Origin of the sequence: Arthrobacter sp. MAHUQ-56 (assembly GCF_019710585.1) — a bacterium.
Classification (GTDB): Bacteria; Actinomycetota; Actinomycetes; order Actinomycetales; family Micrococcaceae; genus Arthrobacter.
Window position 1 is genome coordinate 28857 of sequence record NZ_JAIFZQ010000002.1, and the last position, 26261, is coordinate 55117.

28 protein-coding genes are annotated in these 26261 nt (G+C 66.7%); 13 read left to right on the forward strand and 15 right to left on the reverse strand.

Annotated elements, in window-relative coordinates:
• Positions 1-79: 79 nt before the first annotated feature.
• Positions 80-1888 carry a glycoside hydrolase family 15 protein gene (locus tag K4G53_RS00185; RefSeq protein WP_221383477.1) on the reverse strand — a complete coding sequence of 603 codons (1809 nt, stop codon included), beginning with the start codon at positions 1886-1888 and terminating at the stop codon, positions 80-82.
• Between the two features lie 63 nt (positions 1889-1951).
• Between K4G53_RS00185 and K4G53_RS00190 the strand changes: the two genes are divergently transcribed.
• Positions 1952-2683, forward strand: a complete 732-nt coding sequence (locus K4G53_RS00190; RefSeq protein ID WP_221383478.1) for a DUF72 domain-containing protein — start codon at positions 1952-1954, stop codon at positions 2681-2683.
• Positions 2683-3783 (forward strand): App1 family protein, encoded by a 1101-nt coding sequence (locus K4G53_RS00195; protein ID WP_374226130.1) that lies wholly within the window; start codon positions 2683-2685, stop codon positions 3781-3783. Before K4G53_RS00190 ends, K4G53_RS00195 begins: the two co-directional genes overlap by 1 nt.
• 38 nt (positions 3784-3821) lie before the next feature.
• On the opposite strand, the gene K4G53_RS00200 is transcribed toward K4G53_RS00195, so the two are convergent.
• The 4 genes from K4G53_RS00200 to K4G53_RS00215 all read right to left on the reverse strand — a co-directional run bounded on the left by K4G53_RS00200 (position 3822) and on the right by K4G53_RS00215 (position 6717).
• Complete coding sequence (locus tag K4G53_RS00200; protein ID WP_221383479.1) at positions 3822-5366, reverse strand: glycoside hydrolase family 1 protein; 1545 nt, start codon at positions 5364-5366, stop codon at positions 3822-3824.
• Between the two features lie 97 nt (positions 5367-5463).
• Positions 5464-5841, reverse strand: a complete 378-nt coding sequence (locus tag K4G53_RS00205) for a hypothetical protein (protein ID WP_221383480.1) — start codon at positions 5839-5841, stop codon at positions 5464-5466.
• A 23-nt stretch (positions 5842-5864) separates the two neighbouring features.
• Positions 5865-6218 (reverse strand): J domain-containing protein, encoded by a 354-nt coding sequence (locus K4G53_RS00210; protein WP_221383481.1) that lies wholly within the window; start codon positions 6216-6218, stop codon positions 5865-5867.
• Positions 6219-6291: 73 nt separating this feature from the next.
• Entirely contained in the window at positions 6292-6717 is a 426-nt protein-coding gene (locus tag K4G53_RS00215) for an Hsp20/alpha crystallin family protein (RefSeq protein ID WP_221383731.1), read from the reverse strand.
• A 142-nt stretch (positions 6718-6859) separates the two neighbouring features.
• Between K4G53_RS00215 and K4G53_RS00220 the strand changes: the two genes are divergently transcribed.
• Positions 6860-7177, forward strand: coding sequence for a MerR family transcriptional regulator (locus K4G53_RS00220; RefSeq protein ID WP_221383482.1), 318 nt, complete (start codon positions 6860-6862; stop codon positions 7175-7177).
• A 20-nt stretch (positions 7178-7197) separates the two neighbouring features.
• Here the strand turns inward: K4G53_RS00220 and K4G53_RS00225 are convergent, their stop codons facing one another.
• The 4 genes from K4G53_RS00225 to K4G53_RS00240 all read right to left on the reverse strand — a co-directional run bounded on the left by K4G53_RS00225 (position 7198) and on the right by K4G53_RS00240 (position 11579).
• A complete protein-coding gene (locus K4G53_RS00225; RefSeq protein ID WP_221383483.1) occupies positions 7198-7995 on the reverse strand; it encodes a phosphatase PAP2 family protein in 798 nt (265 codons plus the stop codon).
• A 100-nt stretch (positions 7996-8095) separates the two neighbouring features.
• The gene (locus K4G53_RS00230; RefSeq protein WP_221383484.1) at positions 8096-9901 is read right to left on the reverse strand and encodes a S8 family serine peptidase; all 1806 of its coding nucleotides are present in this window, start codon (positions 9899-9901) and stop codon (positions 8096-8098) included.
• A 162-nt stretch (positions 9902-10063) separates the two neighbouring features.
• Positions 10064-10936, reverse strand: a complete 873-nt coding sequence (locus K4G53_RS00235; RefSeq protein WP_221383485.1) for an NAD(P)-dependent oxidoreductase — start codon at positions 10934-10936, stop codon at positions 10064-10066.
• Between the two features lie 49 nt (positions 10937-10985).
• Positions 10986-11579 (reverse strand): adenylate kinase, encoded by a 594-nt coding sequence (locus tag K4G53_RS00240; protein WP_221383486.1) that lies wholly within the window; start codon positions 11577-11579, stop codon positions 10986-10988.
• Between the two features lie 290 nt (positions 11580-11869).
• Between K4G53_RS00240 and K4G53_RS00245 the strand changes: the two genes are divergently transcribed.
• Together K4G53_RS00245 and K4G53_RS00250 are read left to right on the forward strand one after the other, a co-directional pair.
• On the forward strand, positions 11870-12613 hold the full coding sequence (locus K4G53_RS00245; RefSeq protein WP_221383487.1) for a GAF and ANTAR domain-containing protein: 744 nt from the start codon (positions 11870-11872) through the stop codon (positions 12611-12613).
• 70 nt (positions 12614-12683) lie between these two features.
• Entirely contained in the window at positions 12684-13091 is a 408-nt protein-coding gene (locus K4G53_RS00250; RefSeq protein WP_221383488.1) for a response regulator transcription factor, read from the forward strand.
• A 121-nt stretch (positions 13092-13212) separates the two neighbouring features.
• On the opposite strand, the gene K4G53_RS00255 is transcribed toward K4G53_RS00250, so the two are convergent.
• Positions 13213-14049: an alpha/beta fold hydrolase gene (locus K4G53_RS00255; protein WP_221383489.1), complete on the reverse strand. Its 837-nt coding sequence runs from the start codon at positions 14047-14049 to the stop codon at positions 13213-13215.
• A gap of 144 nt (positions 14050-14193) precedes the next feature.
• Here K4G53_RS00255 and K4G53_RS00260 point away from each other — a divergent pair, with 144 nt between their 5' ends.
• Both K4G53_RS00260 and K4G53_RS00265 read left to right on the forward strand, forming a co-directional pair.
• The gene (locus tag K4G53_RS00260; protein WP_221383490.1) at positions 14194-14571 is read left to right on the forward strand and encodes a metalloregulator ArsR/SmtB family transcription factor; all 378 of its coding nucleotides are present in this window, start codon (positions 14194-14196) and stop codon (positions 14569-14571) included.
• A complete protein-coding gene (locus K4G53_RS00265; RefSeq protein ID WP_221383491.1) occupies positions 14568-15626 on the forward strand; it encodes a cation diffusion facilitator family transporter in 1059 nt (352 codons plus the stop codon). Before K4G53_RS00260 ends, K4G53_RS00265 begins: the two co-directional genes overlap by 4 nt.
• 7 nt (positions 15627-15633) lie before the next feature.
• Here the strand turns inward: K4G53_RS00265 and K4G53_RS00270 are convergent, their stop codons facing one another.
• From K4G53_RS00270 to K4G53_RS00280, 3 genes are all read right to left on the reverse strand, one after another.
• The gene (locus K4G53_RS00270) at positions 15634-16797 is read right to left on the reverse strand and encodes an acyl-CoA desaturase (RefSeq protein ID WP_221383492.1); all 1164 of its coding nucleotides are present in this window, start codon (positions 16795-16797) and stop codon (positions 15634-15636) included.
• 13 nt (positions 16798-16810) lie between these two features.
• Entirely contained in the window at positions 16811-17908 is a 1098-nt protein-coding gene (locus K4G53_RS00275) for a ferredoxin reductase (protein WP_221383493.1), read from the reverse strand.
• Positions 17909-18070: 162 nt separating this feature from the next.
• On the reverse strand, positions 18071-19120 hold the full coding sequence (locus K4G53_RS00280) for an LLM class flavin-dependent oxidoreductase (protein ID WP_221383494.1): 1050 nt from the start codon (positions 19118-19120) through the stop codon (positions 18071-18073).
• A gap of 136 nt (positions 19121-19256) precedes the next feature.
• Between K4G53_RS00280 and K4G53_RS00285 the strand changes: the two genes are divergently transcribed.
• Entirely contained in the window at positions 19257-19661 is a 405-nt protein-coding gene (locus tag K4G53_RS00285; RefSeq protein ID WP_221383495.1) for a DUF202 domain-containing protein, read from the forward strand.
• A gap of 6 nt (positions 19662-19667) precedes the next feature.
• Complete coding sequence (locus tag K4G53_RS00290) at positions 19668-20000, forward strand: DUF202 domain-containing protein (RefSeq protein WP_221383496.1); 333 nt, start codon at positions 19668-19670, stop codon at positions 19998-20000.
• Positions 20001-20006: 6 nt separating this feature from the next.
• On the opposite strand, the gene K4G53_RS00295 is transcribed toward K4G53_RS00290, so the two are convergent.
• The gene (locus K4G53_RS00295) at positions 20007-20405 is read right to left on the reverse strand and encodes a hypothetical protein (protein WP_221383497.1); all 399 of its coding nucleotides are present in this window, start codon (positions 20403-20405) and stop codon (positions 20007-20009) included.
• Positions 20406-20490: 85 nt separating this feature from the next.
• On the opposite strand from K4G53_RS00295, the gene K4G53_RS00300 reads away from it, so the two are divergent.
• The 3 genes from K4G53_RS00300 to K4G53_RS00310 all read left to right on the forward strand — a co-directional run bounded on the left by K4G53_RS00300 (position 20491) and on the right by K4G53_RS00310 (position 23252).
• A complete protein-coding gene (locus K4G53_RS00300; protein WP_221383498.1) occupies positions 20491-20727 on the forward strand; it encodes a DUF2630 family protein in 237 nt (78 codons plus the stop codon).
• Between the two features lie 81 nt (positions 20728-20808).
• Positions 20809-21603 carry a carbon-nitrogen hydrolase family protein gene (locus tag K4G53_RS00305; RefSeq protein ID WP_221383499.1) on the forward strand — a complete coding sequence of 265 codons (795 nt, stop codon included), beginning with the start codon at positions 20809-20811 and terminating at the stop codon, positions 21601-21603.
• A gap of 320 nt (positions 21604-21923) precedes the next feature.
• On the forward strand, positions 21924-23252 hold the full coding sequence (locus tag K4G53_RS00310; protein WP_221383500.1) for an ammonium transporter: 1329 nt from the start codon (positions 21924-21926) through the stop codon (positions 23250-23252).
• Between the two features lie 24 nt (positions 23253-23276).
• On the opposite strand, the gene K4G53_RS00315 is transcribed toward K4G53_RS00310, so the two are convergent.
• Positions 23277-23903, reverse strand: a complete 627-nt coding sequence (locus K4G53_RS00315) for a PadR family transcriptional regulator (protein WP_221383501.1) — start codon at positions 23901-23903, stop codon at positions 23277-23279.
• 177 nt (positions 23904-24080) lie between these two features.
• Here K4G53_RS00315 and K4G53_RS00320 point away from each other — a divergent pair, with 177 nt between their 5' ends.
• Positions 24081-26258: a transglycosylase domain-containing protein gene (locus K4G53_RS00320; RefSeq protein WP_221383502.1), complete on the forward strand. Its 2178-nt coding sequence runs from the start codon at positions 24081-24083 to the stop codon at positions 26256-26258.
• Positions 26259-26261 lie beyond the last annotated feature (3 nt).

The window sequence follows — 26261 nt, forward strand, 5'->3', positions numbered from 1 at the left end:
TGGGAACACACCGTGAGGTGTTGGTAAGTATACTTATCTATTCCGCGAAGGAGAAGTTCCAGCCCCGGCCCGCGCCGCCTCAGCGCGAATCCACCCTGTCCGGCGGAATGGGGGTATCACTGCGCCGAACCGTATCCTGATGCAGCTCAAGAGCGCTAGTCACAAGGGCGAAGTGACTGAAGGCCTGGGGTGTGTTGCCCAGCTGGCGCCGGGCCTTCACTGCCCATTCCTCACTGAGCAGCCCCACGTCGTTCCGCAGTTCCAGCAGGCGCTCGAAGAGCTCCCTGGACTCTTCCCGCCGGCCCGCACCCAGGAGCGCCTCCACCAGCCAGAACGAGCAGGCCAGGAAGACACCCTCATCACCCGGCAGGCCGTCGTCGCTCTTCTCCGGCCGGTACCGCAGCACGAAACCGTCCTGCGTCAGCTCCTGCTGGATGGCCTCGATGGTCCCGACCACCCGGGGGTCGTCGGGCGGCAGGAACCCCACCCGGGGGATCAGCAGCAGGCTGGCGTCCAGCTCGGGACGGCCGTAGGACTGAAGGAACGTGTTGCGTTCCGCATCAAAACCGTTGGCCATGATGTCTTCACGGATCGTGTCCCGCAGCGCCTCCCACCGCTCCACGGGACCAGGCAGGCCGGATTCACGCACCCCCTTCACCATGCGGTCGGCCGCCACCCAGGCCATGACTTTCGAATGGGTGAAGTGCCTGCGCGGGCCCCGCATTTCCCAGAGCCCGTTGTCCGGCTGGTCCCAGATGGTTTCGAGGTGTTCCATCAGGGCCACCTGCACGTCCCAGGCCTCGTCGGTGTGTTTGAGCAGCGAGTTGCGCGTCAGGGCGAGGCAGTCGAGCACCTCGCCCCAGACATCCAGCTGGAACTGTTCCGCCGCCGCGTTCCCGATGCGCACGGGGGTCGAATTCTCGTAGCCTTTCAGCCAGCTCAGCTCCATCTCGGGCAGCCGCCGCTCACCGTGGATCCCGTACATGATCTGCAGGTCGGCAGGGTCACCGGCCACGGCCCGCAGCAGCCAGTCCCGCCAGGCGGCAGCCTCCGCCGTGTAGCCTGCCGCCAGCAGGGCCTGCAGCGTCATGGTGGCATCCCGCAGCCAGCAGTAGCGGTAGTCCCAGTTGCGCTGTCCTCCGGGCTGCTCCGGCAAAGAGGTGGTGACGGCTGCGACGATTCCGCCGGTGGGGCCGTAGGTCAGCGCCTTCAGCGTGACAAGGGAACGCAGCACCGCTTCCTGGTACTGCCCCTGGAACGTGCATTGGGAAGCCCACCCGCGCCAGAACGCAAACGTGCTCTCCAGGACCTTTTCGGCCTCCACGGTGACAGGACGCCCCACGTGGCTGGGCGCCCAGGTGAGGACGAACGGCACCTTCTCCCCTGCCTTGACGGTGAAGTCGCTGAACGTGTGCATGTTCTCGCCGTGCAGGGGCGCAGGGGTAACGAAGTAGACCGCGTCCGGTCCGGCGATCGCGTGCAGGCCATACTTGTCCCGGCGGACCCAGGGGACGATGTGCCCGTAATCGAACCGCAGGGTCAGCTCGCCGTGCATCCTGACGGTGCCACTGATCCCCTCCACGATCCGGACGATGTCGGCTACGGAGTCACGCGGCGGCATGAAGTCGGTGACCCGGACCGTCCCCTCGGGCGTTTCCCATTCCGTGTCAAGGATCAGGCTGCCGTCACGGTAGCCGCGCCGGGTGCAGGTGCCGCCGCCTTCGGGCGCAAGCAGCCAGCGGCCCGCATCTGGAGTGTCCAGCAGCGCATTGAAGCAGGCCGGCGAATCGAACCGTGGCAGGCAGAGCCAGTCGATCGAGCCTTCCTTGCTGACCAGGGCTCCGGTTTGAAGGTCGCCCACCACCGCGTAGTCCTCAATTCGCGCCATGTCATTACCCTGCCACACACAGGTGCCGCGGGAGGGGGAAATTGCGGGTGTAGCCTGAGGCAAATGGCAATCCACATCGGCACCTCCGGCTGGAGCTACGACCATTGGGAAAACGTCCTGTACCCGCCGGGGCTGCCCGTCCGGGACAGGCTGCAGTGCTATGTCTCCCGGTTCGACACCGTGGAACTGAATGCCAGCTTCTACCGGTGGCCGCGCGACACAACCTTCGCCGGCTGGAACAGGCGCCTGCCGCCCGGGTTCAGCATGTCCGTCAAGGCTCCGCGGGGGCTGACCCACGCCCGGAAGCTGTACTCCCCGGAGGTGTGGGTGGAGCGCATTGCCCGGTGCTGGCATGAGCTCGGCGACAAAAGGGCCGTGCTGCTGGTCCAGTTGCCGCCGCAGTTGGCCCGGGATGACGCGAGGCTGGACTACTTCCTGGCGGCGGTTCCGTCCTGGATCAGGGTGGCCGTGGAATTCCGGCACCCCACGTGGGAAAGCCCCGAGGTGTTTGCGCTGCTGGAACGCCACCAGGCCGCCTACTGCATCATGAGCGGCGCCAACCTTCCCTGCACGCTGCGCACAACAGCCCCTTTCGCCTATGTCCGGCTGCACGGGCCGGACCAGCAGCACCTGTACGGCGGGTCGTATTCGGACGCGGACCTGCACTGGTGGGCGGACCGGATCAGGGAGTGGGCGGGCGCGGGCCTTGACGTCTACGCGTACTTCAACAACGACGGCGGCGGCAACGCCGTGCGCAACGCGGAGACTTTGAAGCGCCTCCTTGGAGACGGCTGATGCCACGGAACACCGCCTGCAGCGGGCTCCGCCGCACCCTGTGGCAGAGTGGTGCCATGGATAATGCGCTCTCGGGAAACCAGGTCTTCCGGCTGGCCCACAGGCTCTCCGACGCCGTCAACGACGTGCGGATCCAGCTGGCCCAACGCTGGAACTTCGTTCCCCAGACCATCGCCTACCAGGGCTACGGCTCCACCACCCGGGTGCGGGTGCTGGGACGGGTACTGCTGACGCGGAAGCCTGCGCCGGGCAGCAAGGCCGAACACGAAGCAAGGAACGGCAACCAGAACATCCGCGGCTGGCGGGCCTTTACCAGCGTGCCGCTGCAGTACAGCGACGTCGAAATCACCATCGACGGCACCGTCACCCACGTCACGGCGGACCGCGGCGGCCTGATCGACACGGAAGTGGATGTCCAGCTGTCGCCCGGCTGGCACACAGCAGTCTTGCGGGCGGAGGGAACGGAGCCCGCCGAGGCCCTGATCCAGGTGATCGCCCCGGACGTGAAGTTCGGGATCGTCTCGGACATCGATGACACCGTCATGGTGACCGCCCTCCCGCGGCCCTTCCTTGCCCTCTGGAACACCTTCGTGCTCAGCGAGCGGGCGCGGATGGCCACGCCCGGGATGGCAGTGCTGCTGGACCGGCTGACCATTGAGCACCCCGAAACCCCGGTCATCTACCTGTCCACCGGGCCCTGGAACGCCGCACCCACCCTGGCGCGGTTCCTCAACCGCAACATGTACCCCAAGGGCGCGCTGCTGCTGACGGACTGGGGGCTGACCCAGGACCGCTGGTTCCGCAGCGGCCAGGAACACAAGCACCGCAACCTGGAGCGGCTCTCGCAGGAGTTCCCGGACATGCGGTGGCTCCTGATTGGCGACAACGGCCAGCACGATGAAGCGATCTACTCAGCCTTTGCCGCGCAGAACCCGGACAAGGTGGCGGCCATCGCCATCCGGCAGCTGTCCATCAGTGAGTCGGTGTTCGCCGGCGGCCACTCCGAGGACGGCGACCACACCACGTCCCGGGTGCCGTGGATCTACTCGCCGGACGGCGCCGGCATCGCCAAACAGCTGGCGATGCTCGACCTGCTCTGACCCTGGCCCACAACGGCCCGCCCTGCACCACGCCTGACCTAGGCGCTGGCACCCAGGGCAGCGCCGTCGTCGGGCGCTTCACTTGCAAGGACCTCCGGAACCGCCGCCTGTGCAATCGCGGCGTCCGCCGCTGCCGCGAGGTTCCGTTCCTCAATGAGCTCCTGGAACCAGAAATAGGAGGCCTTGGGCGTCCGCTCCAGCGTCTCGAAGTCAACGTGCAGGAGGCCGAACGGCTGGTTGTAGCCGGCGGACCACTCGAAGTTGTCCAGGAACGACCACACATAGTATCCCCGCAGGTCCACGGACGCGGCCTCACCGCCCGGAGCCGTGGCGCGCAGGGCGGTTTCGAGGTGGTCTGAGATGTACTTAAGCCGGCGCTCGTCCGGGATGAACCTGGTGTTGGTGGACTTGTCCCGCACAATGATGTCCTCGAAGCTCGCTCCGCCTTCGGTGATGATCACGGGCGGAAGGTTGGGGTAGCGTTCGGCCATCTCCTTGAGCGCGACCGCCATGTACTCCGGCTTGACGGGCCAGCCGTAGGCGGTGATGTCCGCCTCCGGCCAGGTCTCCACATGGAACGGGGTTGCACCGCTGCCCGTGGCGGTGAGGTCGCTGCCCATGGCCTCCGCCATGCTCGACGGCACCGCGCCGCCGCCCGGTCCCGCCGCCACCTTGGTGGGCATGTAGTAGTTGAGCCCGTAGAAGTCCAGCGGCTGGGAGATGATTTCCATGTCCTCCTCAGGGTGCTCGAAGGAGCTGAAGAACTTGGCGGCACGGATGAGGTCCGGGTACTTGCCCGTGAGGACCGGGTCCGCGTAGAGCCGGTTCTGTCCCAGGTCCATCAGCCCGGCACTGATCTTGTCCAGGGGATTGATCGAATTCGGCACCATGGGCGAGTAGACGTTCGTCATGCCAATCTCGCCGGGCACGCGCGCCGCGCGGAGGGCCTGCACGGCGAGTCCGTGGCCCAGCAACTGGTGGTGGACCGTGGGAAAAGCCCCCAGGGCCAACTCCTTGCCCGGTGAGTGCAGCCCGAATGAGTAACCGTTGGCGCTCACGGTGGCCGGCTCGTTGATGGTCACCCAGCGGGCCACCCTGTCCCCGAACGCCTCCGCCGCCAAGGCGGCGTACTCCCCCAGGCGGTAGGCGGTGTCCCGGTTCATCCAGCCGCCGGCTTCATCCAGTTCCAGGGGCGTGTCCCAGTGGTAGATCGTGGCCATGGGCGAGATGCCGTTGTCCAGGAGCTCGTCCAGGAGCCGGTCATAGAAGGCCAGGCCGGCCCGGTTGGCCGGACCGGTTCCGCCCGGCTGGATGCGCGGCCAGGAGAAGGAGAACCTGTAGGAGTCCACGCCCAACTGCTTCAGGAGTGCGACATCCTGCGGCATGCGGTGGTAGTGGTCCGTGGCCACTACCGGGCTGTGCCCGTCCACGATGGCCCCGGGCCTGGCGGCGAAGACGTCCCAGCCCGCCGGCCCGCGGCCATCCTCGTCCAGTGCGCCCTCGATCTGGAATGCTGCGGTGGCGACGCCAAGCGTGAACCCCTGGGGGATGAGTGCTGCGAGGTCCTTGGCGGAGATGTGCATGGAGGTTCAGCCTTTGTGACGGTAATTGGAGTACGTCCCACAATGGCACAGCGGAGGGCAGCTTACGAGGAGAATCTCCGCGGCGCCCCTCCGGCGCCTACTGGGAGCCGAACAGGAACTCCTTCGCATGTGCCACGGCCTTGCGGAAGGCGTCGTTGCGCAGGGTCACCAGGTGCTCAGTGTCGCCGTCGGACGGTTCAAGGTAGCCGGTGTACCCAGGCCGCAGCATCCAAATGTCACCCGCGGGCGGAAGGTAGAACACCCCGAAGGAGCGCTGCTGCGTGTCCTCCGCCGTCCAGACCGGCACCACGGCCAGTGCGGCGCCTGTTGCCGGGTTGATCCATTGGGCACGCGGCAGCGGCTCTTCATGTGCCTCGGGGTCCAGGAAGGGGGCGGTGCCCTTGCCCCAGCGCTGTTCAAAGCGCTCATGGAAGGCCGGGATCAGGGGCGAGTCGTAGCGGCGCCAGTCGCTCATGCGGTTGTCCTCCTCGGGGTGTGTCAGGCCCAGGGGCCGCTTTCCCAGCGGACCGGCGTCACGCGGATCGCTGGTCCGGACGGTTCGCTGCGGCCGGGTCCGTGCCGGACGGGAATGATGATGGGTGCCGATGAATTCAGTTTCCTGTCGTAGGCGGCGCGGCGCTCCGGGTCACGCAGCACGCTGAACGCCTGCATGATCCTGAGGAGTTCGGCCTCCTGCGCGGGTTCCTGGCCGGTTCCGTTTGCCTGGCCCAGGCTGCTGTCCATGTCCGGATGATGGCTTCTCATGAGGGCCCGGTAGGCGCGCGCGATCTCCTGCTGCGTGGCATCGGCACCCACGCCCAGAATGCTGTAGTAGTCTCCCTTGTCGCTCATCCCGGCCCTCCCGTGGTGCCGGGCGGAGCGGCTTGCTGCCCCGCCCGGCGCAGGCTTCCTGCAGCCGCCCCGGCTAGGTTCCGATTTCCTGCCGCTGGCCCTGCTGCGTCTGGATCTCGATCTTGCGCGGCTTGGCCTGCTCGGCGACGGGAATCCGCAAGGTCAAGACCCCCTGGTCGTAGCTTGCCTTGATCTTCTCCGTGTCCAGGGTGTCGCCGAGGATCAGCTGCCGGCTGAAGACGCCGCGCGGACGCTCCGCGGCCACCAGCTCCACATTGGGCTGGGTTGGATCCTGGCGTTCGGCACGCACGGTGAGGACATTGCGTTCAACGTTCAGGTCCAGGGAATCCATCTTCACTCCGGGGAGGTCGAACGCCACGACGAATTCGCCGTCCTCCTGCCACGCGTCCATGGGCATGGCGGCCGGGCGGGCCGCAGTCCCGAAGACCTGCTGCGTGAGCCGGTCCAGCTCACGGAACGGGTCCGTACGCATCAACATCATTTCCTACTCCTTAAACTTCCAGGTGCCGGATCTGCTCCTACCCACCAGCCAGAATCTATGGTGGTGGATATAGATTTTTTATAGCACCCGTGGGAAACTGAAGCAAGAGACAGCAGGCACGAATTTCGGAGGAGACGATATGGCCGAATCTGCCGCCGGCCGGGGGCCCAGGCCTCCCGGCTCACGCGCCCTGTATGCCATCTCAGTAGCGGCCGAACTCACGGGAACCGGACAGCAGAACATCCGGCTGTACGAGACCAAGGGGCTGCTGACGCCCTCGCGCACCGCGGGGGGCACGCGGCAGTACAGCGACGATGACATTGCCGTGCTGCTGCGGATCGGGGAACTCCTGGAGCAGGGACTCAACCTTGCCGGCGTCGCCAAAGTATTGGAACTGGAGGCTGCGAACCTGAAGCTGCACCGCGCCCTCAAACGCGCACGGTCACAGCCTGAGTAGCCCCGCGGACAGGGACCAGCTCAGTCCCGCGGAGACTCCGCTTTGGACAGCTCTCCCGTGATCGCTTCCCCCGGGATCCTGGCCGTGCGCCAGGTGTCGAGGGCAATCACGCCACCGAGGATGAGCAGCGACAGGGAGAAGGAAGCCAGCGCATCGCTGAGCCAGTGGTAGCCCAGGTAAAGGCGGCTCACGGCAGCCAGCACGATGCCGACTCCGGCGCCGATGAAGCCCAGTACTGCGGCGCGGTTGTTCCTGCGCCGCGAGAAGATCAGGAACGTCCCCACCAACAGGAAATCGCAGGCACCCAGGACGTGGCCGGACGGAAATGAAAAGGTCTGGTCCACGCCGAAGAGCATCTGGTCCACCGGTGGCCGGGAACGCCGGACGATCTGGAGGATGATCTGCGAGATGACCACGCCGCTGAGCATGGCCGAGGCGAGCAGGATGGGACGCCATGCATGCTTGGCGGCAATGCTCCATGCCACGATGACCACCAGCACAATGATGGGCAGGACCACGGGGCCGAAGACCACCGCCAGGAAAATCATGGCGGCCGTGACGGCGTCGGAACGCTCGGCGAGCAGCCAGTCGCGCACGGGGATGTCGGCCGACGAGAGGCCGTCCGCCTGAACCACGCTGATCAGCGTGCTGATGAACAGCGCCACCCCCACCACGGCCAGGATGACTGACGCCCGGTACAGCCGGCGCCGGTCGGCCGGATCCACGTAGCGCTCCTCCACCACGAACTTGTCGTGGAAGGTGCGCCACCAGCCGCTGTTCTTCTCCGGGCTTCCGGAGCCTGCCGATTCATGTGCCAAAGTGCTGCCCGTCCCTGCGCCGTATTGATTGCCTAGGGTGAACATTATCCCGGCCAGGAGGCCGGCCGCTCCACCCCAGCGAAGTCAGCGCTGCAGAACGCTAGAAGGAACCTGTGGTGAACTGCCAGCTCCAGTTTGCCAGCGGGTTTCCGGCCACGTCCCGGATGGCTGTGGTGCCGCCGGCCAGGGTCACGGTGTAGCGGGTCTTGGCAGCGAGCGGTTCCTTGGGATCCAGGATCCATTGGTTGGTGGTGCCGTTGCGGTACACCGTGGCTGCCACCGCTGCGCCGGTGGAGCTGTTCCGCAGCGTGAAGGTAGAGGCAGCAACGCCTTGGACCGCCTCGCTGAACGTGGCGCTGATGTTGTTGGACCGCCGTACCAGGAGGGCATTGCTGCCGGGTGTGTAGCTGCTGACCGTTGGTGCCGGACCTGTGGTGAAGCTCCAGCTGGTGGTCGCCAGCGGCGTGCCCGCGGTGTCCCGGATGGCCGAGCTGCCGCCCACGAGCGTGGCGGTGTACGTTGCGTCCGGAGCCAGGTTAGCCGCAGGGTCGAGCGTGGCCGTGCGGGTGGTGGCGTTGTAGCTGACAGTGGCGGCGAGGGTGCTGCCGGCCGCGTTCCTGAGCAGGAACGTCGACGCCGAGACGCCCTGGACGGAGGCGCTGAAGGTGGCCGTTACGTTGGTTCCGGACGCTATCGACGTGGAATTGGCCGCGGGTGCAGCCGAAGTCATGGCCGGGGCGGGAGCCGGCGCGGGGGCGGCAGCCGTTGCGGAGGCGCCCGTGTAGAGCAGCCGGTTGGGCGTCCCGCTGGTGGCGCCGGCGACCACCCCTGCCGTGGCGTTGGACACCAGCGTCGCGGCCACCTGGGCGGGGGTCAGGGCAGGATCCTGGGAGAGCAGGAGCGCGGCGGCGCCGGCTGTGTGCGGGCTGGCCATGGAGGTTCCGGACATCGATGCCGTGGCGGTGGGCGAGGTGTAGTAGTCCGAGGTGATCCCGACGCCGGGAGCGTACAGGTCCACGCAGGAGCCGTAGTTGGAGAACGAGGCCTGCTTGTCCGCCGAGTCGCTCGCCGCCACCGTGACGGCCCCCGGAACGCGGGCGGGCGAAGCCGTGCAGGCATCCACGGCGGAGTTTCCGGCGGCAACCACGGCCGTGACGCCGTCGTTCAGGACGCCCTGGACCGCGCTGTCCACGGCCGTGCTGGCGCCCCCGCCCAGGCTCATGTTGGCAACGGCCGGTGTGCCTGCCACGTGGCTCGCGGCGATCCAGTCCAGGCCGGCCACCACGTCGGAGTTGTAGCCGGAACCGCCGCAGTCCAGCACGCGGACGGGCACCAGGGTGGCGCTCTTGGCCACACCGTAAGCGGAGCCGGCCACCGTGCCGGCCACGTGGGTGCCGTGGCCGTTGCAGTCGCTGGTCCCGTTACCGTCCGCCACGGCGGTCCAGCCGGCTGCTACCCTGCCGCCGAAATCGGTGTGCGAGGCGAGGATGCCGGTGTCCACCACATAAGCGGTCACGCCCGCGCCGGCCGCGGTCCACGAGTAGGAACCGGAGAGTGGAAGCGTCCTTTGGTCAGCCCGGTCCAGGCCCCAGGGCGCCGGTTGCTGGGTTCCGGAAACGCTGACGGGGGCGTCCGCCTCCACGGACAGCACCTTGCCCGACATGGCCAGCGCGGCCGCCTGGGCGGGAGTGGCGGTGACGACGGCGGCGCGGAGGGCGTGAGCGAAGGTCCGGCCGACGCCAAGGCCCTGGGCGCGCAGTCCCGCCGCCTCTGCCGGGACGTCGGCAGCGGCCGGGAACTGGACGATGTAGCGGCCGGAGGTGGCAGCGGCGGCGGCTGCGGCGGCCGGCACGGCCGCGGCGGAAAGCGCGACGGCGGAAAGCACTGCGGTGAGGGCGGGGAGCACAAAGAATCGGGTGCGAATTTTGGGGTCCTTGTGGTGGCGGGGTTCCGGCAGGGGACAGCCGCCCCCTGTACCAAAAGGATAGGAGCCGGAAGCGCAGCACTCCCGGCTCCTTGCAGGATCCTGCGCCAACCCTTGGCGGGTCCTGCGCGGCGGCGTTTTCCCTTAGTTTCCTGCCGCGCCGGAACCGGCCGCCACGTGGTTCCGCCAGCTGTGCTCGGGCTCGAACCCGAGCAGCCGCCGCGCCTTGTCGATGGAGAGCATCGTTTCATGCTCGCCCAGTTCCTTCGTGACCTTGACATCCGGGAAGACCTCAGCGGCAAGGCTGGCACTGGACCGGCTCATGACGGTGTCCGAGTTGGCCACGATGAACGCCTCGAACCCCGGTGTGGCGTTCTCCAGAGCCCGGGCCACGGCCTGCGCGCCGTCCCTGCCGTCGATGTACCCCCACAGGTTCCATTTCCGCAGCATGGGGTCGGCGTCGAAGGACGGGAACCGGGCATAGTCCGCCTCGTCCATGACGTTGGAGAACCGCAGCCCCGTGATGCTCAGTTCCGGGTCCCAGCGGGTCAGTTCCACGGCCATCTGTTCCTCCAGGTGCTTCACCAGGGAGTAGGTGCTCTCGGGCCTGGCCGGGTATTCCTCATCCACCGGGATGTAGGGCGGGTCGACGTCGAACGGCAGCCCCAGCACCGTCTCGCTGGAGGCGTACACCACTTTCTTGATGCCGGCGCGCCGGGCCGCCTGGAACACGTTGTAGGTGGACAGCATGTTGTTCTCGAACGTGGCTGCGTCCGGCAGGATGCCGGGGGCGGGGATGGCGCCCAGGTGCACCACGGCGTCGAACCCGTCATGCCGGTCGTCCACGCCCAGCAGGGCGTCCACCACCTGGCCGTAGTTGCGCAGGTCCACCAGCAGCAGCTCAGGGCTCCGCGCCCCTGCCCGGTCCAGGGTGAGGACCTGGTGCCCGTCGTCATTGAGCCGGCGCACCACATGGCGTCCGAGTTTTCCGCTTCCGCCGGTTACGGCAATTCTCATCAGTGATTCCTTCTGTTGCAGTAGAGGAGCTGTGCGTGCGGTACTTCGGTCAGGCCGGGGGACGCGGGGAGGCCAGGAACTTTTCGACGGCGGCGATGGCCAGTCCCGTGATCTCCCCCGGATCGCCGCTGCCGTTGACGGAGACCAGGATGCCCCGGCCCGCGTACACCGAGACTACTTCATGGGTCTGGCGGTGGTAGAGGTCCAGCCTGCGCCGAAAAATTTCGATCGTGTCGTCCGTGCGTCCCTGCTCCCGGGCGCGCCGGAGCATCCGTTGCTCCAGTTCGGCATCCCCAGCCTGCAGCTCGATGACGGCATCCAGCATGCGGCCCTGCGAAGCGAGCATGTTGTCCAGTTCCGTCACCTGCAGCGCTGTCCGGGGGTAGCCGTCCAGCAGGAACCCGTTTTTGACGTCGGCCGCCAGGAGGCGGTCCTTCACCAGGGCGTTGGTGAGGCGGTCCGGCACGAAGTCGCCGCCGTCAAGGTACCCGGCCGCCTGGTTTCCCAGCTCCGTCTCCTGGCTGACGTTGCTCCGGAAGATCTCGCCGGTGGACACGGCGGGGATCCCGAAATGGCGGGCAAGGTGTTCTGCCTGGGTTCCCTTGCCGGAGCCCGGCGGTCCGATGATGAGCAACCTGGTCATGTTCTTCGTCCCTCCGCGGCATGGCGCCAGTATTCCGGCCCGTCGGCGGCAGCGCCGGCGCCTGCTTCATTGTGCCGGTTCCCCGCCGGGGGCGCCAGCATCCGCTCGCCGGGAGGCAGGCAATATGACGTTCTGGCACGTGCACGGATGTATATACTTCTGGGTATCGGTTTAGCAGCAGGCCGTTGGAAAGTTCGTCGATCCAGCGACCATCACAGGTTCCCGCCAAGGGCGGGGCCCTTTGTGTGTAGCTGGCTCGTTTTGACCTGAGCGAATGGCACCAGAAGACCGTGGCCAGCGAGTCAACAGCAAAAACCGATACATCCATTACAGAGCACCTGCACGAACTGGTCCTCAACAGCTCCGACGTTGAGGACTTCCTGAATGAGTTGGCGCAGGTGTCTGCGCGCAACCTTTCCGAGCCTGGTGACGAGATGCTGTGCGCCATCACCCTGCTCCGGCAGCGCAAGGCGGCAACGGTTGCCAGCAGCAGCAAGGATGCCGAATCCATTGGCCGGCTCGAGCACAAGTACACCCAAACGCCCAGCATGACTGCCTCCGCCGCCCAGGAGACCGTCCACGCCCCGGACCTCGCCGAGGATGGCCGCTGGCCGGAATACACGGCAGCCGTGGTGGCCCAGGGCGTCCGTTCCGTGGCAGCCGTTCCGTTCCGGCTCGAAGGGGAGACCAAGGCAGCGTTGCTGCTGTACTCCCGCCGGGCCCACCGCTTTGAAGGCCGCATCCTGGACTTCGCCAAGGACTTCGTCAGCCAGACGTCGCTGGCACTGCGGCTTGCCGTCCGGTTCGCCCATTACAGCGAGACGGCTGCCAACCTCCGTGCCACCCTCGAGTCCCGGACTGCCATCGACATGGCAGTAGGCATCATCATGGCGCAGAACCGCTGCAGCCAGCAGGACGCCTTCGACATCCTGAGGACGGCGTCCAGCACGCGGAATTCCAAGCTGCATGACGTGGCCACCGCAGTGGTCAATTCCCTGGGACAGGGGCCCGTCCGTACACATTACGACGGCTAGTCACCATTCCGGCGAACGGGGATGGGCGGCGATAGACTGTTGCCAAATTTTTTCGGCCTGGGGGGCTTGGATGGAACAGCAGCGTGTTTGCCTTGTCGTCGAGGACGATGACGACATCCGCGATCTCATTTCAACGGTCCTGGCCGGAGCGGGCTTCGAGGTCAGGGCCGCGGCCACGGGCGGCGAGGGCGTCGTGGCGGCCGCCGATCCCGCCGTCATGCTTATCACCCTGGACCTCGGCCTGCCTGACATGGACGGGCACGTGGCGGCCCGTGCCATCCGCGCGCTGAGCGCCGCGCCGCTGCTCTTCCTGACGGCCCGCTCCGGGGAGGACGACGTGCTGGCCGGCATGGCATCAGGGGCTGCAGCCTACCTGACCAAGCCATTCCGCCCGAGTGAACTTCGGGACGCTGCCGAACAGCTGTGCCCGGCGCGCATTTCACAGGAGCCCCATGTCCCAGGCAATCCGCTGCACTGAATTGGCTGCCTGAAAATGAGGCCTGGTGGCTGCCTCTGGTAGCCACCAGGCAGTAAACAGCACAGCAAACGGCGACGGCGGGATCCCCGGCCGCCGCCGTTTACGCTGGCGCTGGCGGGGGCTACTTGGCGAGGAAGCCGAGCAGCGCCTGGTTGACCTCCGCGGCGTGGGTCCACAGAAGGCCGTGCGGGGCGCCCTCGATCTCCACGTACTCGGCGCTGGGCAGGGCCTTGGCGAACAGCCGTCCCGTGGCGTCGATGGGAAGGATGTTGTCCGCAGTGCCGTGCAGGATCAGGGCGGGCACATCGATCTTGGGGATGTCCTGGCGGAAGTCGGTGAGCCAGGTGGGCTGCGCGGCCACCGACGCCGTGGCCCCGGCGCTGGCGGCCAGGTTCCAGCTGGCGTCGACGGCTTCCTGGCTCAGGCGCGGGGTACCCAGGAAGGTGTCGGAGTTGTAGAAATTCTTGAAGAAATCGGTGAAGAAGGCGTACCTGTCAGCAGTCACCGCTTCCTTCAGCCCGTCGAACACGTCCTGCGGAACGCCGTCGGGGTTGTCATCGGTCTTGAGCAGGAACGGCTCCAGGGAACCGATGAAGGCAGCGCGGGAGATCCGGGCCGAACCGTAGTTGGACAGGTATCGTGCCACTTCGCCGGTGCCCATGGAGAAGCCCACCAGGACGGCATCGCTGAGGTCCAGGGTGGTGAGCAGGGTGTTGAGGTCCCCGGCAAAGGTGTCGTAGTCGTAGCCGTCGGTGGGCTTGCTGGACTTGCCGAAGCCGCGGCGGTCGTACGTGATGACGCGGTAGCCGGCGTCCAGGAGGGCTGAGGTCTGCTTCTCCCAGGATGATCCGTCCAGCGGGTAGCCGTGGATCAGCACCACGGGCTGCCCCGCGCCATGGTCCTCGTAGTAGAGCTCGATGTCGGTGCTGTTTTCAGTACCTACGGTGATGAAAGCCATCGCAGCGTATTCCTTTCGAGACTGATCAGGGCGGGCGGCAGAGGGCGCCTGCCCGCACTGTTCCTACTCTAGGGGTCCTGCTCCAGGGGCCCGGCCAAGGGCCTGCATTTCCCGGCATGGATTCCCTTATGTCATTATTTGCGTATGAATGCAGATAGTGATGCTTGCTCACTGGCCACCGACAGCCAGTATGTGGAGTTGGCAGTGGAAGTCTTCTCCATGCTTGCCGATGCCACGAGGGTCCGGATCATCCTGGCCCTGCGGGGCGGCGAGATGGCCGTAGGCGCGCTGGCCGAGGCAGTGGGCAAGTCCCCTGCTGCGGTTTCCCAGCATCTGGCAAAGATGCGGCTGGCCAGGATGGTCTCCACCCGGCAGGAAGGGACGCGTGTCCTTTACCGGCTGGAGAACGAACATGCACGGCAACTCGTGGCTGATGCCATCTTCCAGGCAGAACACGCCCTGGGCGGCGAACCGGCCCACCACCGCCTTCCCGGCAAGGGCACAGAGAGGACCTCCCGATGAGCGGCGCACACCATGAGTCAACGCACACGCACAGCCATCCGCATGACCATGATCACGGGCAGGGCCATGACCACGATCATGGGAATGGGCATGACCATGGCCACGGCCATCACCACCACGGCGGCTTCAAGGGCTGGCTGTCCGAGCTCTTCGTTCCCCATACGCACGACGCCGCGGACTCCATCGACGACGCCATGGAGGCCAGTACCGAAGGCATCCGGGCGCTGAAGATCAGCATGTTCCTCCTGCTGGCCACCACCATGCTGCAGTTCCTGGTGGTCCTGTTCAGCAGCTCCGTGGCACTGCTCGCGGACACGATCCACAACTTCTCGGACGCCCTGACGGCGGTGCCGCTCTGGGTTGCCTTCGTCCTGGGGCGCAAGGGGGCAAGCCGTCGCTACACCTATGGCTACGGCCGGGCCGAGGACCTCGCCGGGCTGTTCATCGTGGCCGTGGTGGCCCTCTCAGCGGTCGTCGCCGGCTGGCAGTCGGTGGACCGGCTGATTAGCCCGCAGCCGCTGCAGAACCTTGGATGGGTCATGGCCGCGGGCATCATCGGGTTTGCCGGCAACGAGGCTGTTGCGGTCTACCGCATCCGGGTGGGACGCAGGATCGGTTCCGCGGCACTGGTTGCGGACGGCGTGCACGCCCGGACGGACGGCTTCACCTCGCTTGCCGTGGTGATGGGAGCCGCGGGCGTCATGCTCGGTTTCCCGCTGGCGGATCCCATCGTGGGCATCATCATCTCGGCGGCGATCATGGTGCTGCTGTGGGGAACGGTGCGCAGCATAGGCCGTCGCCTGATGGACGGCATTGAACCGGAACTGCTGTCACGGGCGCAGGCTGCGCTGGAGCAGACCCCCGGCGTGCTGGCCGTCCGCGACCTGCAGCTGCGGTGGTCCGGCCACCGGCTGCAGGGCGCGGCACGCATCGAACTGGCCGACATCGAGCTGTCCCAGGCGGAAGACATCATGCGCAGCGCGGACCACCGGCTTCGCCATGCGCTGCCCAAGCTGGACGGGATGGTCCTCTCGCCCAGCCTGCAGCGGCACTGACTTCCCCTTAGGGCAGTGCCAGCTTGAAGACCTTCGCCCAGGATGAGCCAACCTGCTTCAGCAGGGGCCCGGTGGTGTACTTCAGGCCGTAGCGCTGGCAGATCTCGCGGACCCGGGGCGCCACTTCGGCGTACCGGTTGGAGGGCAGGTCCGGGAAGAGGTGGTGCTCGATCTGGTGGGAGAGGTTGCCGGTCATGAGGTGCATGAACTTGGAGCCTGAGATGTTGGCCGAGCCGATCATCTGGCGCACGTACCAGTCGCCGCGGGTTTCGCCGTCCACCATCTCCTCCGTGAAGGTGTCGGTGCCTTCGGGGAAGTGTCCGCAGAAGATGACCGCGTGGGCCCAGACGTTGCGGATGGCATTGGCTGCGATGGTGCCGAACAGCGCCTGCTTGGCGGAACCTGTCAGCATGGCCAGGGCAGGGGTGGCCGCGTAATCCTTGGTGAACTGCGTGACCACCTTCTTGCCCAGGGCTTTGAGGTCCTTGAGCAGGGCTTCCTTGGACTTGGTGCCTTCCTTGTACTCGGTCAGCTCGAGGTCATAGATGGCGATGCCCCACTCGAAGACCGGCGCCAGGATGGCATTGAACAGTGGGTTGGCAAGGTTGATCGGCTTCCACGGCTGCTGCTCGTCCATGCGCAGGAGGTTGTATCCGACGTCGTTGTCCTTGCCCACCACGTTGGTCCAGCGGTGGTGCAGGTCGTTGTGCGTGTGCTGCCAGGACCGTGAAGGGGTGACGAAGTCCCATTCCCAGGTGGTGGAGTGGATATCCGGGTCCCGCATCCAGTCCCACTGGCCGTGCAGGATGTTGTGGCCCAGTTCCATGTTTTCCAGGATCTTGGCCAGGCTCAGCAGGGTGGTGCCGGTGACCCAGGCGGCCTTGTTCTTGCTGACCAGCAGGGCCGCCCGGCCCGAGAGTTCCAGGCCCCGCTGGATCTTGATCATGCGGCGGATGTAGGCCGCGTCCTCTGCACCGCGCTTGCCCAGGATCTCGTCCCTGATGGCGTCGAGCTCACGGCCCAGCTCCGCCACCTGTTCGTCGGTGAGGTGGGCTGCTGCCGGCGGGCGGACGGTGGGGCTGCCGGATTCGGCCAGTTTGCCGGGACGCGTGCGTGAGGAGCCGGCGTTGGCACCCGCGGCGGTGGTTTTTGTGGGTGAGATGACAGACATACGGTACTGCTCCTCAGAGTTCGAGGTTGACGGGTCCGGCGGCTGCCGAGACACACGTTTGGATCAGTTGGCCGGGCTCGCCGTGGATTTCCCCGGTGCGGAGGTCGCGGACCTGCCCGGCCAGGAGTGGGGTGAGGCAGCTGTGGCAGATGCCCATCCGGCAGCCGCTGGGCATCAGCACCCCGGCGTCCTCCCCGATGTCCAGGATGGGGGTGTCGCCGTCGGCCTCCACCTCCCGGTCCGAGGCTTCGAAGGTGACCAGGCCGCCGTCGTGCCCCACACCGGCGTTGAAGGTGGTGTTGAAGCGTTCGATCATCAGGTTGCCTGGATCACCGGCCACGGCAACATCGGTCCCCGGCGCGCGCGTGGTCAGGGCTGCCCGCTTCCACAGCGCCTCGGCATCGTCCAGGAAGCTGTCCGGACCGCAGGCGTAGGCCGCCCGTTCCTTCCAGTCGGGGCAGATCTCGTCCAGTTCCTTGGTGCTGGAGAAGTCCATCCGGCCCTGCTCGCCGGTGTACCAGTGCGCCAGGCGGAAGTTGGGGAACTGGTCCGCCAGTTCCGCCAGCTCCTCGCGGAAGAGGCTGTCGCCGGGAGTGCGGGCCGAGTGGACCAGAACGACGTCGGCATCCGGGCGCCGCGGCACCAGGGTGCGGATCATGGACATCACCGGGGTGATGCCACTGCCGGCGGTGACCATGAGAAGGGGGCGGGGATGCTCCGGGAGCACGAAATCACCCTGCGGCGGGGCCAGGAACAGGACATCACCGGGCTTGGTGGTGCGGACCAGGGTGCCGGAAACCGCACCGACGTCCGTGACGGTGATGGCGGGGTCCTTGCCGGCCGGGGCGCTGAGCGAGTAGGAGCGCCAATGGCGGACGCCGTCGAGTTCGACGCCGATACGCGCCCACTGTCCCGCAAGGTGCGCCTTCCAGCCGCGGCCGGGGCGGAAGAAGATCGTGGCTGACTGGGCCGTCTCCTGCACCACGCGGGTGACGACGCCACGGAGCTGCCGCGCGGAGTAGACAGGGTTGAAGAGGGCAAGGACGTCCTCTGGAGCCAGAGGCGTGGTAAGCACGGAGGCCGCCTGGGCCAGCTGTCGTAGCCGGATCATGATTTAAAGCCTAGGGCGGCGCGAGCCATATTTCTCTCTCTCCGTCATATGACCGGTACGCAGTCACACTGGTTGGGGGCGCTAAGCCCCCAAGCCGCACCTTAAGAGTAACGGCCCGGCCCTCCAGAGAGTTCCCTGGGTACTTTCGCGCCTAGTTGTTCCTTACCCTTCACCCGTACCCACCGATCGCCGGTTCCAACCCAGCGCGGGCGCAACGAACCGCGCCACGTTGCCCAGGAGCTTGGCATTGAAATCCACACCGAGCTGGTTGGGAACGGTCAGCAGCAGGGTGTCGGCGGCCTGGACCGCGGTGTCCCCCTTGAGCTGTTCCGCCAACTGGTCGGGCGGGCCCACGTAGCTTTTGCCGAACCTGGCGGTCAGGCCGTCGATGACGCCCACCTGGTCCCGCCCATCGCGGAGCGCGCTCCCCGCAAAGTAGTAGTTGTCCTCTTCATCCACGATGGGAAGGACGCTGCGGCTGACCGAGACGCGGGGTTCGTGCCCGTGTCCCGCGGCCGCCCAGGCGTCCCTGAAAAGTTGGATCTGTTCTGCCTGGAGCTCGTGGAACGGTACGCCGGTGTCCTCGGTGAGCAAGGTGGAACTCATCAGGTTCATGCCGAGTTCGGCGGCCCAGACGGCGGTCTTGCGGGTGCCGGCGCCCCACCAGATGCGCTCGGCCAGCCCCGGGGACTGGGGCTGGACGGGCAGGAGGCCGGACGCGCCGCCGGCGTAGCGCGGGTCCGCCTGGGCCACGCCTGCGCCGGTGATGGCCTTGCGGAAGAGGGCAGTGTGGCGGCGGGCCATGTCCGCGTCCGTCTCCCCCGGCTCCGGGCGGTAGCCGAACGCTGACGCACCTTCCCGCGCGGGCTCGGGTGAACCGCGGCTGATGCCCAGTTGCAGCCTGCCTCCGCTGATCAGGTCCGTGGCCGCAGCTTCCTCCGCCATGTACAGCGGGTTCTCGTAGCGCATGTCGATGACGCCGGTTCCGATTTCGATCCGGCTGGTGCGTGCGGCAATGGCGGACAGGAGGGGAAACGGCGATGCCTGCTGGCGGGCGAAGTGGTGCACGCGGAAGAAGGCACCGTCCACCCCGAGCTCCTCGGCGGCGACAGCCAGTTCGATGCCCTGAAGCAGCGCGTCCGCCGCGGTCCTGGTGCGGGAACCCTGGCCGGGTCCCCAGTGGCCGAATGACAGAAATCCGATGCGCTCCATACCAGCCCCAACCGTGTGGCGGGCTGCAGCATTCCCGGCTGGCATGATGGCTGGCTGGTTACCCCGGAAGCTGCCCTACCAGGCAACGGCTTGGCCAAGGCCCGGCCGGCGCCGTAGCCGCGGCTAGACTGGCCCCGTGACCAACAGCGAGCAGCCCACCCCCGCCACGGCCCCGCCGCCGCGCGGCAAAATCGCACAGCTGCTGCTGCCCGGGGGCGAGGAACCGGATCCGCGGTTCACCCTGGCGAACGAGCGGACATTCCTGGCCTGGATCCGCACGTCCCTCGCACTGCTGGCCGGCGGCATCGCCATCGAGGCATTCACGTCGGGACTGTTCCTGGAGCCGGTCCGGAAAGGCCTGGCCGTCCTCCTGCTGCTGCTCGGCATGATGCTCAGCAGCGGGGCAGCAGTGCGGTGGGTCAGGGTGGAACGCAGCATGCGCAATAAGGCGCCGCTGCCGCTGCCCCTCCTTGTGCCATTGGTGGCCGGGGCAGGCGCCCTGGCAGCCGCCGTCGTAGTCGTTTTCATCCTGCTGCGCTGACCGTCCATGGCGTCCCGCAACCCCAACCCGCACGGTGATCCGGGGCTCCAGCCCGAGCGGACGGCCCTCGCCTGGGGCCGCACCATGCTCGCGCTGGTGACGGCGAGCGCCTTCTTCCTGCGCTGGCTGCCCGTGTACGGGTTTCCCATCCTGATGCTTTTTGCGGTCTCCGCCGGCGCGGCCCTGGCCATCTACCTCACCCAGCGCAGCCGGTACCGGGCCAGGGCCCACGGCCTCGCGGGCGAAAGCATCGAAGCGGACCTTCCTGCGGTGCTTTGGACCGCCTTTGCCGGCGTAGCCCTGGGCGGCCTGGGCATTGCCGTGGTCCTGACCGGCTAGCCGCGCCTAGAACATCGGCAGGACGAAGCCGGCCAGCAGCGCCACGGTGCCGATGGCAGTCAGGCAGCGGCCCAGGACAGACGCCGTCCTGCCGGGCTCCTCCGGCACGGTGGACTGCCACTGGGTGGGACGCTTGGGATGGTAGTAGATGTGCAGGGTGTCGCCGGGAGCCATGTCCCTGATGTCGTAGGGCGACATGGGCGCCTGGTGCACCAGGCCTTTCCGGTCGGACCAGCGGAAGCCAACACCGGTACGGTCGGAATACACGACGGCCTCGGCAACATCCCAGGGGTGCACGAAGCGCCGCAGGAAACCGGTGTAAAAGAGCAGTCCGAGCCCGGCAGGCAGGCACAACCAGGTAAGCACTTCCAGGATGGGACCAGCCATGTCGAGCGCGGTGGGCATGAAGTTGATGGTACCGCGCGGGGGCTGGTGGCTTCAGCACCTACTACGTACGCTGAAGGGGACCGGACCGGAGGAAGGGAAAGCCATGAATGATGAGGATATTTTGACGCGCATCCAGGCCCTGGTGGAGGAAGAGCACTCCCTCCGCGACGGCACCGGTGAGGGTGGAGTGCCTGACCAGGCGCGGCTCCGGCACGTGGAGGAAAGCCTGGACCAGTGCTGGGACCTGCTGCGCCAGCGCCGGGCGAAGAAGGACTCGGGCGAGAACCCGAACGACGCCGAGGCACGGCCCGTCAGCGAAGTTGAAGGCTACCGGCAGTAGCTTTACCGAAGCATCCCAGGCGCCCGGGTCCGGCCATGGCCCGGGCGCCTTCTTCCGCCGCCCAGAGATCGGAGATCTTCCATGCGCATTGCAGTCGCGCAAATCATCAGCAGCGCCGACACCTCAGCGAACCTTGGGCTCGTATGGGATTACGCTGCCCAGGCCAAGAATGCCGGAGCACAGCTGGTGGTCTTTCCCGAGGCCACAATGCGTGCGTTCGGCCATTCCCTGAAAGACATCGCCGAGCCCCTGGACGGCCCCTGGGCCAGCGAGGTGCGCCGGATAGCGAAGGACCTGGATATCGCGATCGTGGCCGGGATGTTCACCCCCGGGAATGACGGCCGCGTCCGCAACACGCTGCTGGTGACGGGCCCGGGGCTGGACACGTCCTACGACAAGGTCCACCTTTTTGACGCCTTCGGCTTCACGGAATCCAGGACGGTGGACGCCGGAACCGCGCCCGTAACGTTCGAGCTCGATGGCACGGTCTTCGGCCTGGCTACCTGCTACGACGTCCGCTTTCCTGCCCTCTTTACCGCCAACGCCAACGCCGGTGCGCAGGTGAATATCGTGTGCGCTTCGTGGGGCGCCGGCGAAGGCAAGGCGGAGCAGTGGGACCTGCTGGTGCGCGCGCGGGCACTGGACAGCACCACCTTCGTGGTCGCCTGCGGCCAGGGCGATCCCGAAACCGTCGGCGCCGGACCCGCCGGGACGGCACCCACCGGGATCGGCCACAGTGCCGTCATCACTCCCTTGGGCTCCGCCGTGGTGGCGCTCGGCGGCAAACCCGAACTCGCCGTCGTCGACATCGATCCGGCGGTAGTTGAGGAAGTGCGGGCCAAGCTGCCGGTCCTGGCGAACGCCCGCCGTTTCTGAGCGCGTGAGCCGCCGTTCATGGCTCCGAAACATGGGGGAAAGGGCGTGCGACGGCGGTTCTCACCATGGGCGCGGCGCCTGCCCTGCGATTCCGGGGGATTTTGCGGGGCGGGAGCTATGGCAGCGGAAGCCGGGTGGGCACCGGTTTACATTCCCGAAACATAGCTGACACGCGAACTTCACGCAGACCCCATTTGTGTAACGTGACCGCAACTTTAAGCGGCATTGGCTGAAACACGGCCCCCGAAAAATAGACCGCGGGGGAAATGCCAGGGGCCAGTCGGGCCCTAAGTCGAGTTCACGTTGCGAAGGGACTACCGGTGGAGATCACTGCCCAACAGGTCTGGCTGATGATTTCAGCCGCGATGGTACTGCTGATGACCCCCGGGCTGGGCCTCTTCTACGGCGGCATGACCCGCGCCAAGGCTGCGCTCAACATGATCATGATGAGCTTCATCTCGGCCGGCATCGTTGGCGTGGTGTGGGTCCTTTACGGCTACTCCATGACCACCGGCGACGGCGTGCTCGGTCTCTTCGGCAACCCCTTCACCAGTTTCGGGTTGCAGAACCTCATGGGCTCCCCCGATCTCCTCAAGGCCGGCTACAGCGCCACGTTCGCCATCATCACGGTGGCACTCATCAGCGGCGCCATCGCCGACCGCGCGAAGTTCAGCGCCTGGGCCCTGTTCGTGCCGGTCTGGATTACCGTCATCTACTGCCCCTTGGCCTACATGATCTGGGGCGGCGGGCTGATGAGCGCAGGAGGTGCCGTCACGGCAATCTTCGGCCAGGTCATCGACTTCGCCGGCGGCGCGGTAGTCGAAATCAGTTCCGGAACCGCAGCCCTGGTCCTGGCCGTCATCGTGGGCCAGCGCCACGGCTTCGCCAAGGACCCCAACCACCGCCCGCACAACCTGCCCTTCATCATGCTGGGCGCAGCAATCCTGTGGTTTGGTTGGTTCGGCTTCAACGGCGGTGCTGCAACGAGCGCGGAGCAGGCCGGCCTGATCTGGATCAACACCCTCGTCGCCCCGGCCGCGGCCATGCTCAGCTGGCTGGTCACCGAGAAGGTCCGCCACGGACACCCCACCTCGCTGGGCGCCGCATCGGGTGTCGTCGCCGGCCTGGTGGCCATCACCCCGTCCTGCGCAAACATCAGCCCGGTGGCCGCCATCGGCCTGGGCCTGGTGGCCGGTGCGGCGTGCGCCGTGTTTGTCGACCTCAAGTACCGCTTTGGCCTGGACGATTCCCTCGACGTCGTCGGTGTCCACCTGGGCGCCGGCCTCATCGGTACGCTTTCGCTCGGCTTCATCGCCCTCCCCGTGAACGGCCAGGGCGGCGGACTCTTCTACGGCGGCGGGGTGCAGCAGCTGATCGCCCAGACGGCCGCCGTCGTTATCACCCTCCTGCTGTCAGGCGTCGGCACCGCGGTCATTGCCCGGGTTATCAACAAGACCGTGGGCTTCCGTGTCAGCCAGGAGGCGGAGACCGCCGGGGTGGACCTGTCCGAGCACGCCGAGACCGCCTACGCCTTCGGCGAGATGGGCGCCGGCTTCAACCCGCTGGGCCACGCGGCACCCCACAAGCCTGCACCGGCCCCCGCCACCGCCGGCCAGGAGCTGCATGCCAAGGAAGACTCCTTCGCGTAGCGCGGCCCCGGCCGGCAGCTGCCCTCAGTCCGCAAGGATCTTGTAGAGGGCGCGGCGCGTCTCATCCATCTTCTCGATGGCAGCGGCGCGCTGTTCCTCGGTGACACCCGCACGGAACTGGTGGATTGCACCCATCAGCTTGGCGATGCTCTGGTGGAAATCCCGGTCCGAGCTGTCCGGCTCGGCATTCCACGCATTCTCCATTTCATCGCCATGCTCGGCCACGTAAGCCTTGCCCGCATCCGTGAGCGCGAACTCCGTCCCGCGGCCTTCACTGAGCGCCTCAATCAGCCCCTCATCCACCAGCTGCTGGAGGGTGGGATATATCGATCCCGGGCTGGGCCGCCACATGCCGCCGGTCTTTTCGGCGATGGTCTTGATCAGTCCGTAACCGTTGGACGGCGACTCAGCCAGGAGCGAGAGGATCGCGGCACGGACGTCGCCCCGGCTCGCACGGCGGCCCCCGCGGCCGAAGCCCGGGCCGAACCCGGGACCAAATCCAGGTCCGAACCCCGGACCAAAGCCGGGGCCGAAACCCGGACCGAAGCCGGGCCCGCGGTGTCCGTGCGGCCCTTTGCGCCCCCTCCCCCGCTGGAAGCGGCCTTTGCCGAATTCCGGGCCGGGCTGTTTTTCGTCAAATATGCCTTTCATGGTGGCATCTTCCCTTCTTCGTAAGAGTCCGCTGCTGTCGTCAGCGATAGTTAACGATATGTCGGTAACTATCGCTCGTCAACGGTTCGGCGTGACCAAATCCTGACCTTTCGGCGTCTGGAAGGCCCCCGGTGGGCGGCGTATCCTGTTCACACCTGCCGAGTACGGGGGCTGGAGATGGCGAAGAAGAGCAAGCCCAGGCGCGGGTTCGGGGCCGTCGTGGGACGGCTCGTGGGGTTCCTCGCAGCGAGCGTGATGTGCGGCGTGCTGGCGGCCAGCCTCGTTGTGCCGGCGGTCGCGGCGGCGGGCCTTGGGGTCAGCACCTCCATCGGCTTTTTCGACAACCTGCCGGCGGAACTGACCGTGCAACCGCCGTCGCAAGCCACCAAAGTCCTCACCTCAGACGGCCAGCCGATCGCCACCTTCTATGCCGAGAACCGGGTGCGGGTACCGCTGGACCAGATGTCACCCTTCATCAAGGACGCCATCGTGGCCATCGAGGACAGCAGGTTCTACGAGCATGCCGGCGTGGATCCCCAGGGCATCCTGCGTGCGGTGGTCTCCAACCTGACCAAGGGCGGGCAACAGGGCGCGTCCACCATTACCCAGCAATATGTCACCAATGTCCTGAACGAAGCCCAGCTCTCGCAGGACAGGCCGGATGAAGTGGTCCTCAGCGGCCAAAAGAACATGGGCGACAAGTTGCGGGAGATGAAGCTCGCCATCACGCTGGAGAAGAAGTACACCAAGGACCAGATCCTTGAGGGCTACTTGAACATCGTGTTCTTCAACAGCAACGCGTACGGGATCGAAGCGGCAGCCCATTACTTCTTCAGCACCACCGCGAAGGATCTCACCCTTCCCCAGGCCGCGCTGCTGGCCGGGCTGGTCAACAGCCCCACCTTCTACAACCCGGAGACCAATCCGGATAAGTCGATCGTGCGCCGCAACCAGGTCCTGTCGGAGATGCTGCGGCTGCACAAGATCACCCAGGCCCAGCACGACGAGGCCGTGGCCGCACCGATCGAACTCAAGATCACGCCTGAGAGGCAGGGTTGTGCGTACGCGGCGATGGCGCCGTACTTCTGCGACTACGTCTCCCACCTCATCCTGAACAACCCCGCCTACGGGCAAAGCGACATTGAGCGGGAGCGGAAGCTGTACCGCGGCGGCCTCACGATCGTCACCACCCTGGACAGCAGGCTCCAGGCAGCAGCGCAGGCCCAGGTGGACGGGACAGCCGGGGCCAACCCGGACCGGTGGGCAGCGTCGCTGGTGACGGTGCAGCCGGGCAGCGGCAGGATCCTGGCCATGGCACAGAACACCGTCTTCCTGCCGGAGCCGGGCAAGTTCGACACAAACCTGAACTTCAACGTGGATGCGAAGGACGCCCAGGGCAACGACCTGAATGGGGCCGGCGGGTTCCAGCCGGGGTCCACCATGAAGCCGTTCACATTCGCGGAGTGGCTGAACGAGGGCAAGACGCTGACGGCGGAGGTGGACGCCTCGCGCCGGGTTTATCCCTTGGGCTTCCCCTGGCGGGACAGCTGCGGCAAGGTGTTGGGGGCGTACAGCACTGCACAGAATAATCCGACCCTGGGCGCCGCCGATGACCTGCAGAACGCCGAGGACGGCTTCTACCGGCCCATGCCGGTCAACTACGGCCTCTACAACTCGATCAACACCGCCACGTTCGCATCAGCGGCGCAGCTGGACTTCTGCGGCATCCAGAAGATGGTGGATGCCGTTGGACTTCACAGCGGCCTCGACGGCGCCCCCATCAACATGCACCAGCTGGGCAACCTCCTGGGCGGCACCGGGGTCTCCCCGCTCAACCTGGCCAATGCCTTTGCCACCTTCGCCACCGACGGCCGTTTCTGTGCCCCGATCGCCATCCTGGAAGTCAGGGATGCCAGCGGCGGAAAGCTGCCGGCACAGGCCCCGGAATGCCGCGACGCCGTCAAACCGGACGTGGCCCGCGGGGTGAACTCGGTACTGCAGGATGTTTTGAAGAAGGGCTCGGGCGTCTGGATCAACCCCAAGGTCCATGACAAGGTGCCGACGGCGGCCAAGACCGGAACGTCCAACAACAACGGGTCCACCTGGGTGGTGGGCTATACGACGGGAATCGTCACGGCGTCCTTCTTCGGCGACGCACTTGAAGGCCAGAAGCGGTCCGGGCAGAACGTGACCATCAACGGTACGTTCTACCCCCGCCTTGATGGCTATATGATCGCCGGCCCGCAGTGGGCCAACTACATGCTTAAGGTCGCTCCGCTCTATCCTGCCGGAGCCTTCCCGCCGCCTCCGGCTTCGATGATCGGGCCGAACCCGTCACCCAGTCCCAAGCCGTAGCGG

Coding starts and splice junctions, on each gene's coding strand:
- K4G53_RS00215 (WP_221383731.1), bottom strand. CDS start 6,717: ATGTTGATGCGTACGGACCCGTTCCGTGAGCTGGACCGGCTCACGCAG.
- K4G53_RS00265 (WP_221383491.1), top strand. CDS start 14,568: ATGAGCGGCGCACACCATGAGTCAACGCACACGCACAGCCATCCGCAT.
- K4G53_RS00315 (WP_221383501.1), bottom strand. CDS start 23,903: ATGAAAGGCATATTTGACGAAAAACAGCCCGGCCCGGAATTCGGCAAA.
- K4G53_RS00300 (WP_221383498.1), top strand. CDS start 20,491: ATGAATGATGAGGATATTTTGACGCGCATCCAGGCCCTGGTGGAGGAA.
- K4G53_RS00220 (WP_221383482.1), top strand. CDS start 6,860: ATGGCCGAATCTGCCGCCGGCCGGGGGCCCAGGCCTCCCGGCTCACGC.
- K4G53_RS00280 (WP_221383494.1), bottom strand. CDS start 19,120: ATGGAGCGCATCGGATTTCTGTCATTCGGCCACTGGGGACCCGGCCAG.
- K4G53_RS00210 (WP_221383481.1), bottom strand. CDS start 6,218: ATGAGCGACAAGGGAGACTACTACAGCATTCTGGGCGTGGGTGCCGAT.
- K4G53_RS00255 (WP_221383489.1), bottom strand. CDS start 14,049: ATGGCTTTCATCACCGTAGGTACTGAAAACAGCACCGACATCGAGCTC.
- K4G53_RS00235 (WP_221383485.1), bottom strand. CDS start 10,936: ATGAGAATTGCCGTAACCGGCGGAAGCGGAAAACTCGGACGCCATGTG.
- K4G53_RS00290 (WP_221383496.1), top strand. CDS start 19,668: ATGGCGTCCCGCAACCCCAACCCGCACGGTGATCCGGGGCTCCAGCCC.
- K4G53_RS00250 (WP_221383488.1), top strand. CDS start 12,684: ATGGAACAGCAGCGTGTTTGCCTTGTCGTCGAGGACGATGACGACATC.
- K4G53_RS00185 (WP_221383477.1), bottom strand. CDS start 1,888: ATGGCGCGAATTGAGGACTACGCGGTGGTGGGCGACCTTCAAACCGGA.
- K4G53_RS00260 (WP_221383490.1), top strand. CDS start 14,194: ATGAATGCAGATAGTGATGCTTGCTCACTGGCCACCGACAGCCAGTAT.
- K4G53_RS00240 (WP_221383486.1), bottom strand. CDS start 11,579: ATGACCAGGTTGCTCATCATCGGACCGCCGGGCTCCGGCAAGGGAACC.
- K4G53_RS00195 (WP_374226130.1), top strand. CDS start 2,683: ATGCCACGGAACACCGCCTGCAGCGGGCTCCGCCGCACCCTGTGGCAG.
- K4G53_RS00270 (WP_221383492.1), bottom strand. CDS start 16,797: ATGTCTGTCATCTCACCCACAAAAACCACCGCCGCGGGTGCCAACGCC.
- K4G53_RS00200 (WP_221383479.1), bottom strand. CDS start 5,366: ATGCACATCTCCGCCAAGGACCTCGCAGCACTCATCCCCCAGGGGTTC.
- K4G53_RS00190 (WP_221383478.1), top strand. CDS start 1,952: ATGGCAATCCACATCGGCACCTCCGGCTGGAGCTACGACCATTGGGAA.
- K4G53_RS00205 (WP_221383480.1), bottom strand. CDS start 5,841: ATGAGCGACTGGCGCCGCTACGACTCGCCCCTGATCCCGGCCTTCCAT.
- K4G53_RS00305 (WP_221383499.1), top strand. CDS start 20,809: ATGCGCATTGCAGTCGCGCAAATCATCAGCAGCGCCGACACCTCAGCG.
- K4G53_RS00320 (WP_221383502.1), top strand. CDS start 24,081: ATGGCGAAGAAGAGCAAGCCCAGGCGCGGGTTCGGGGCCGTCGTGGGA.
- K4G53_RS00295 (WP_221383497.1), bottom strand. CDS start 20,405: ATGCCCACCGCGCTCGACATGGCTGGTCCCATCCTGGAAGTGCTTACC.
- K4G53_RS00275 (WP_221383493.1), bottom strand. CDS start 17,908: ATGATCCGGCTACGACAGCTGGCCCAGGCGGCCTCCGTGCTTACCACG.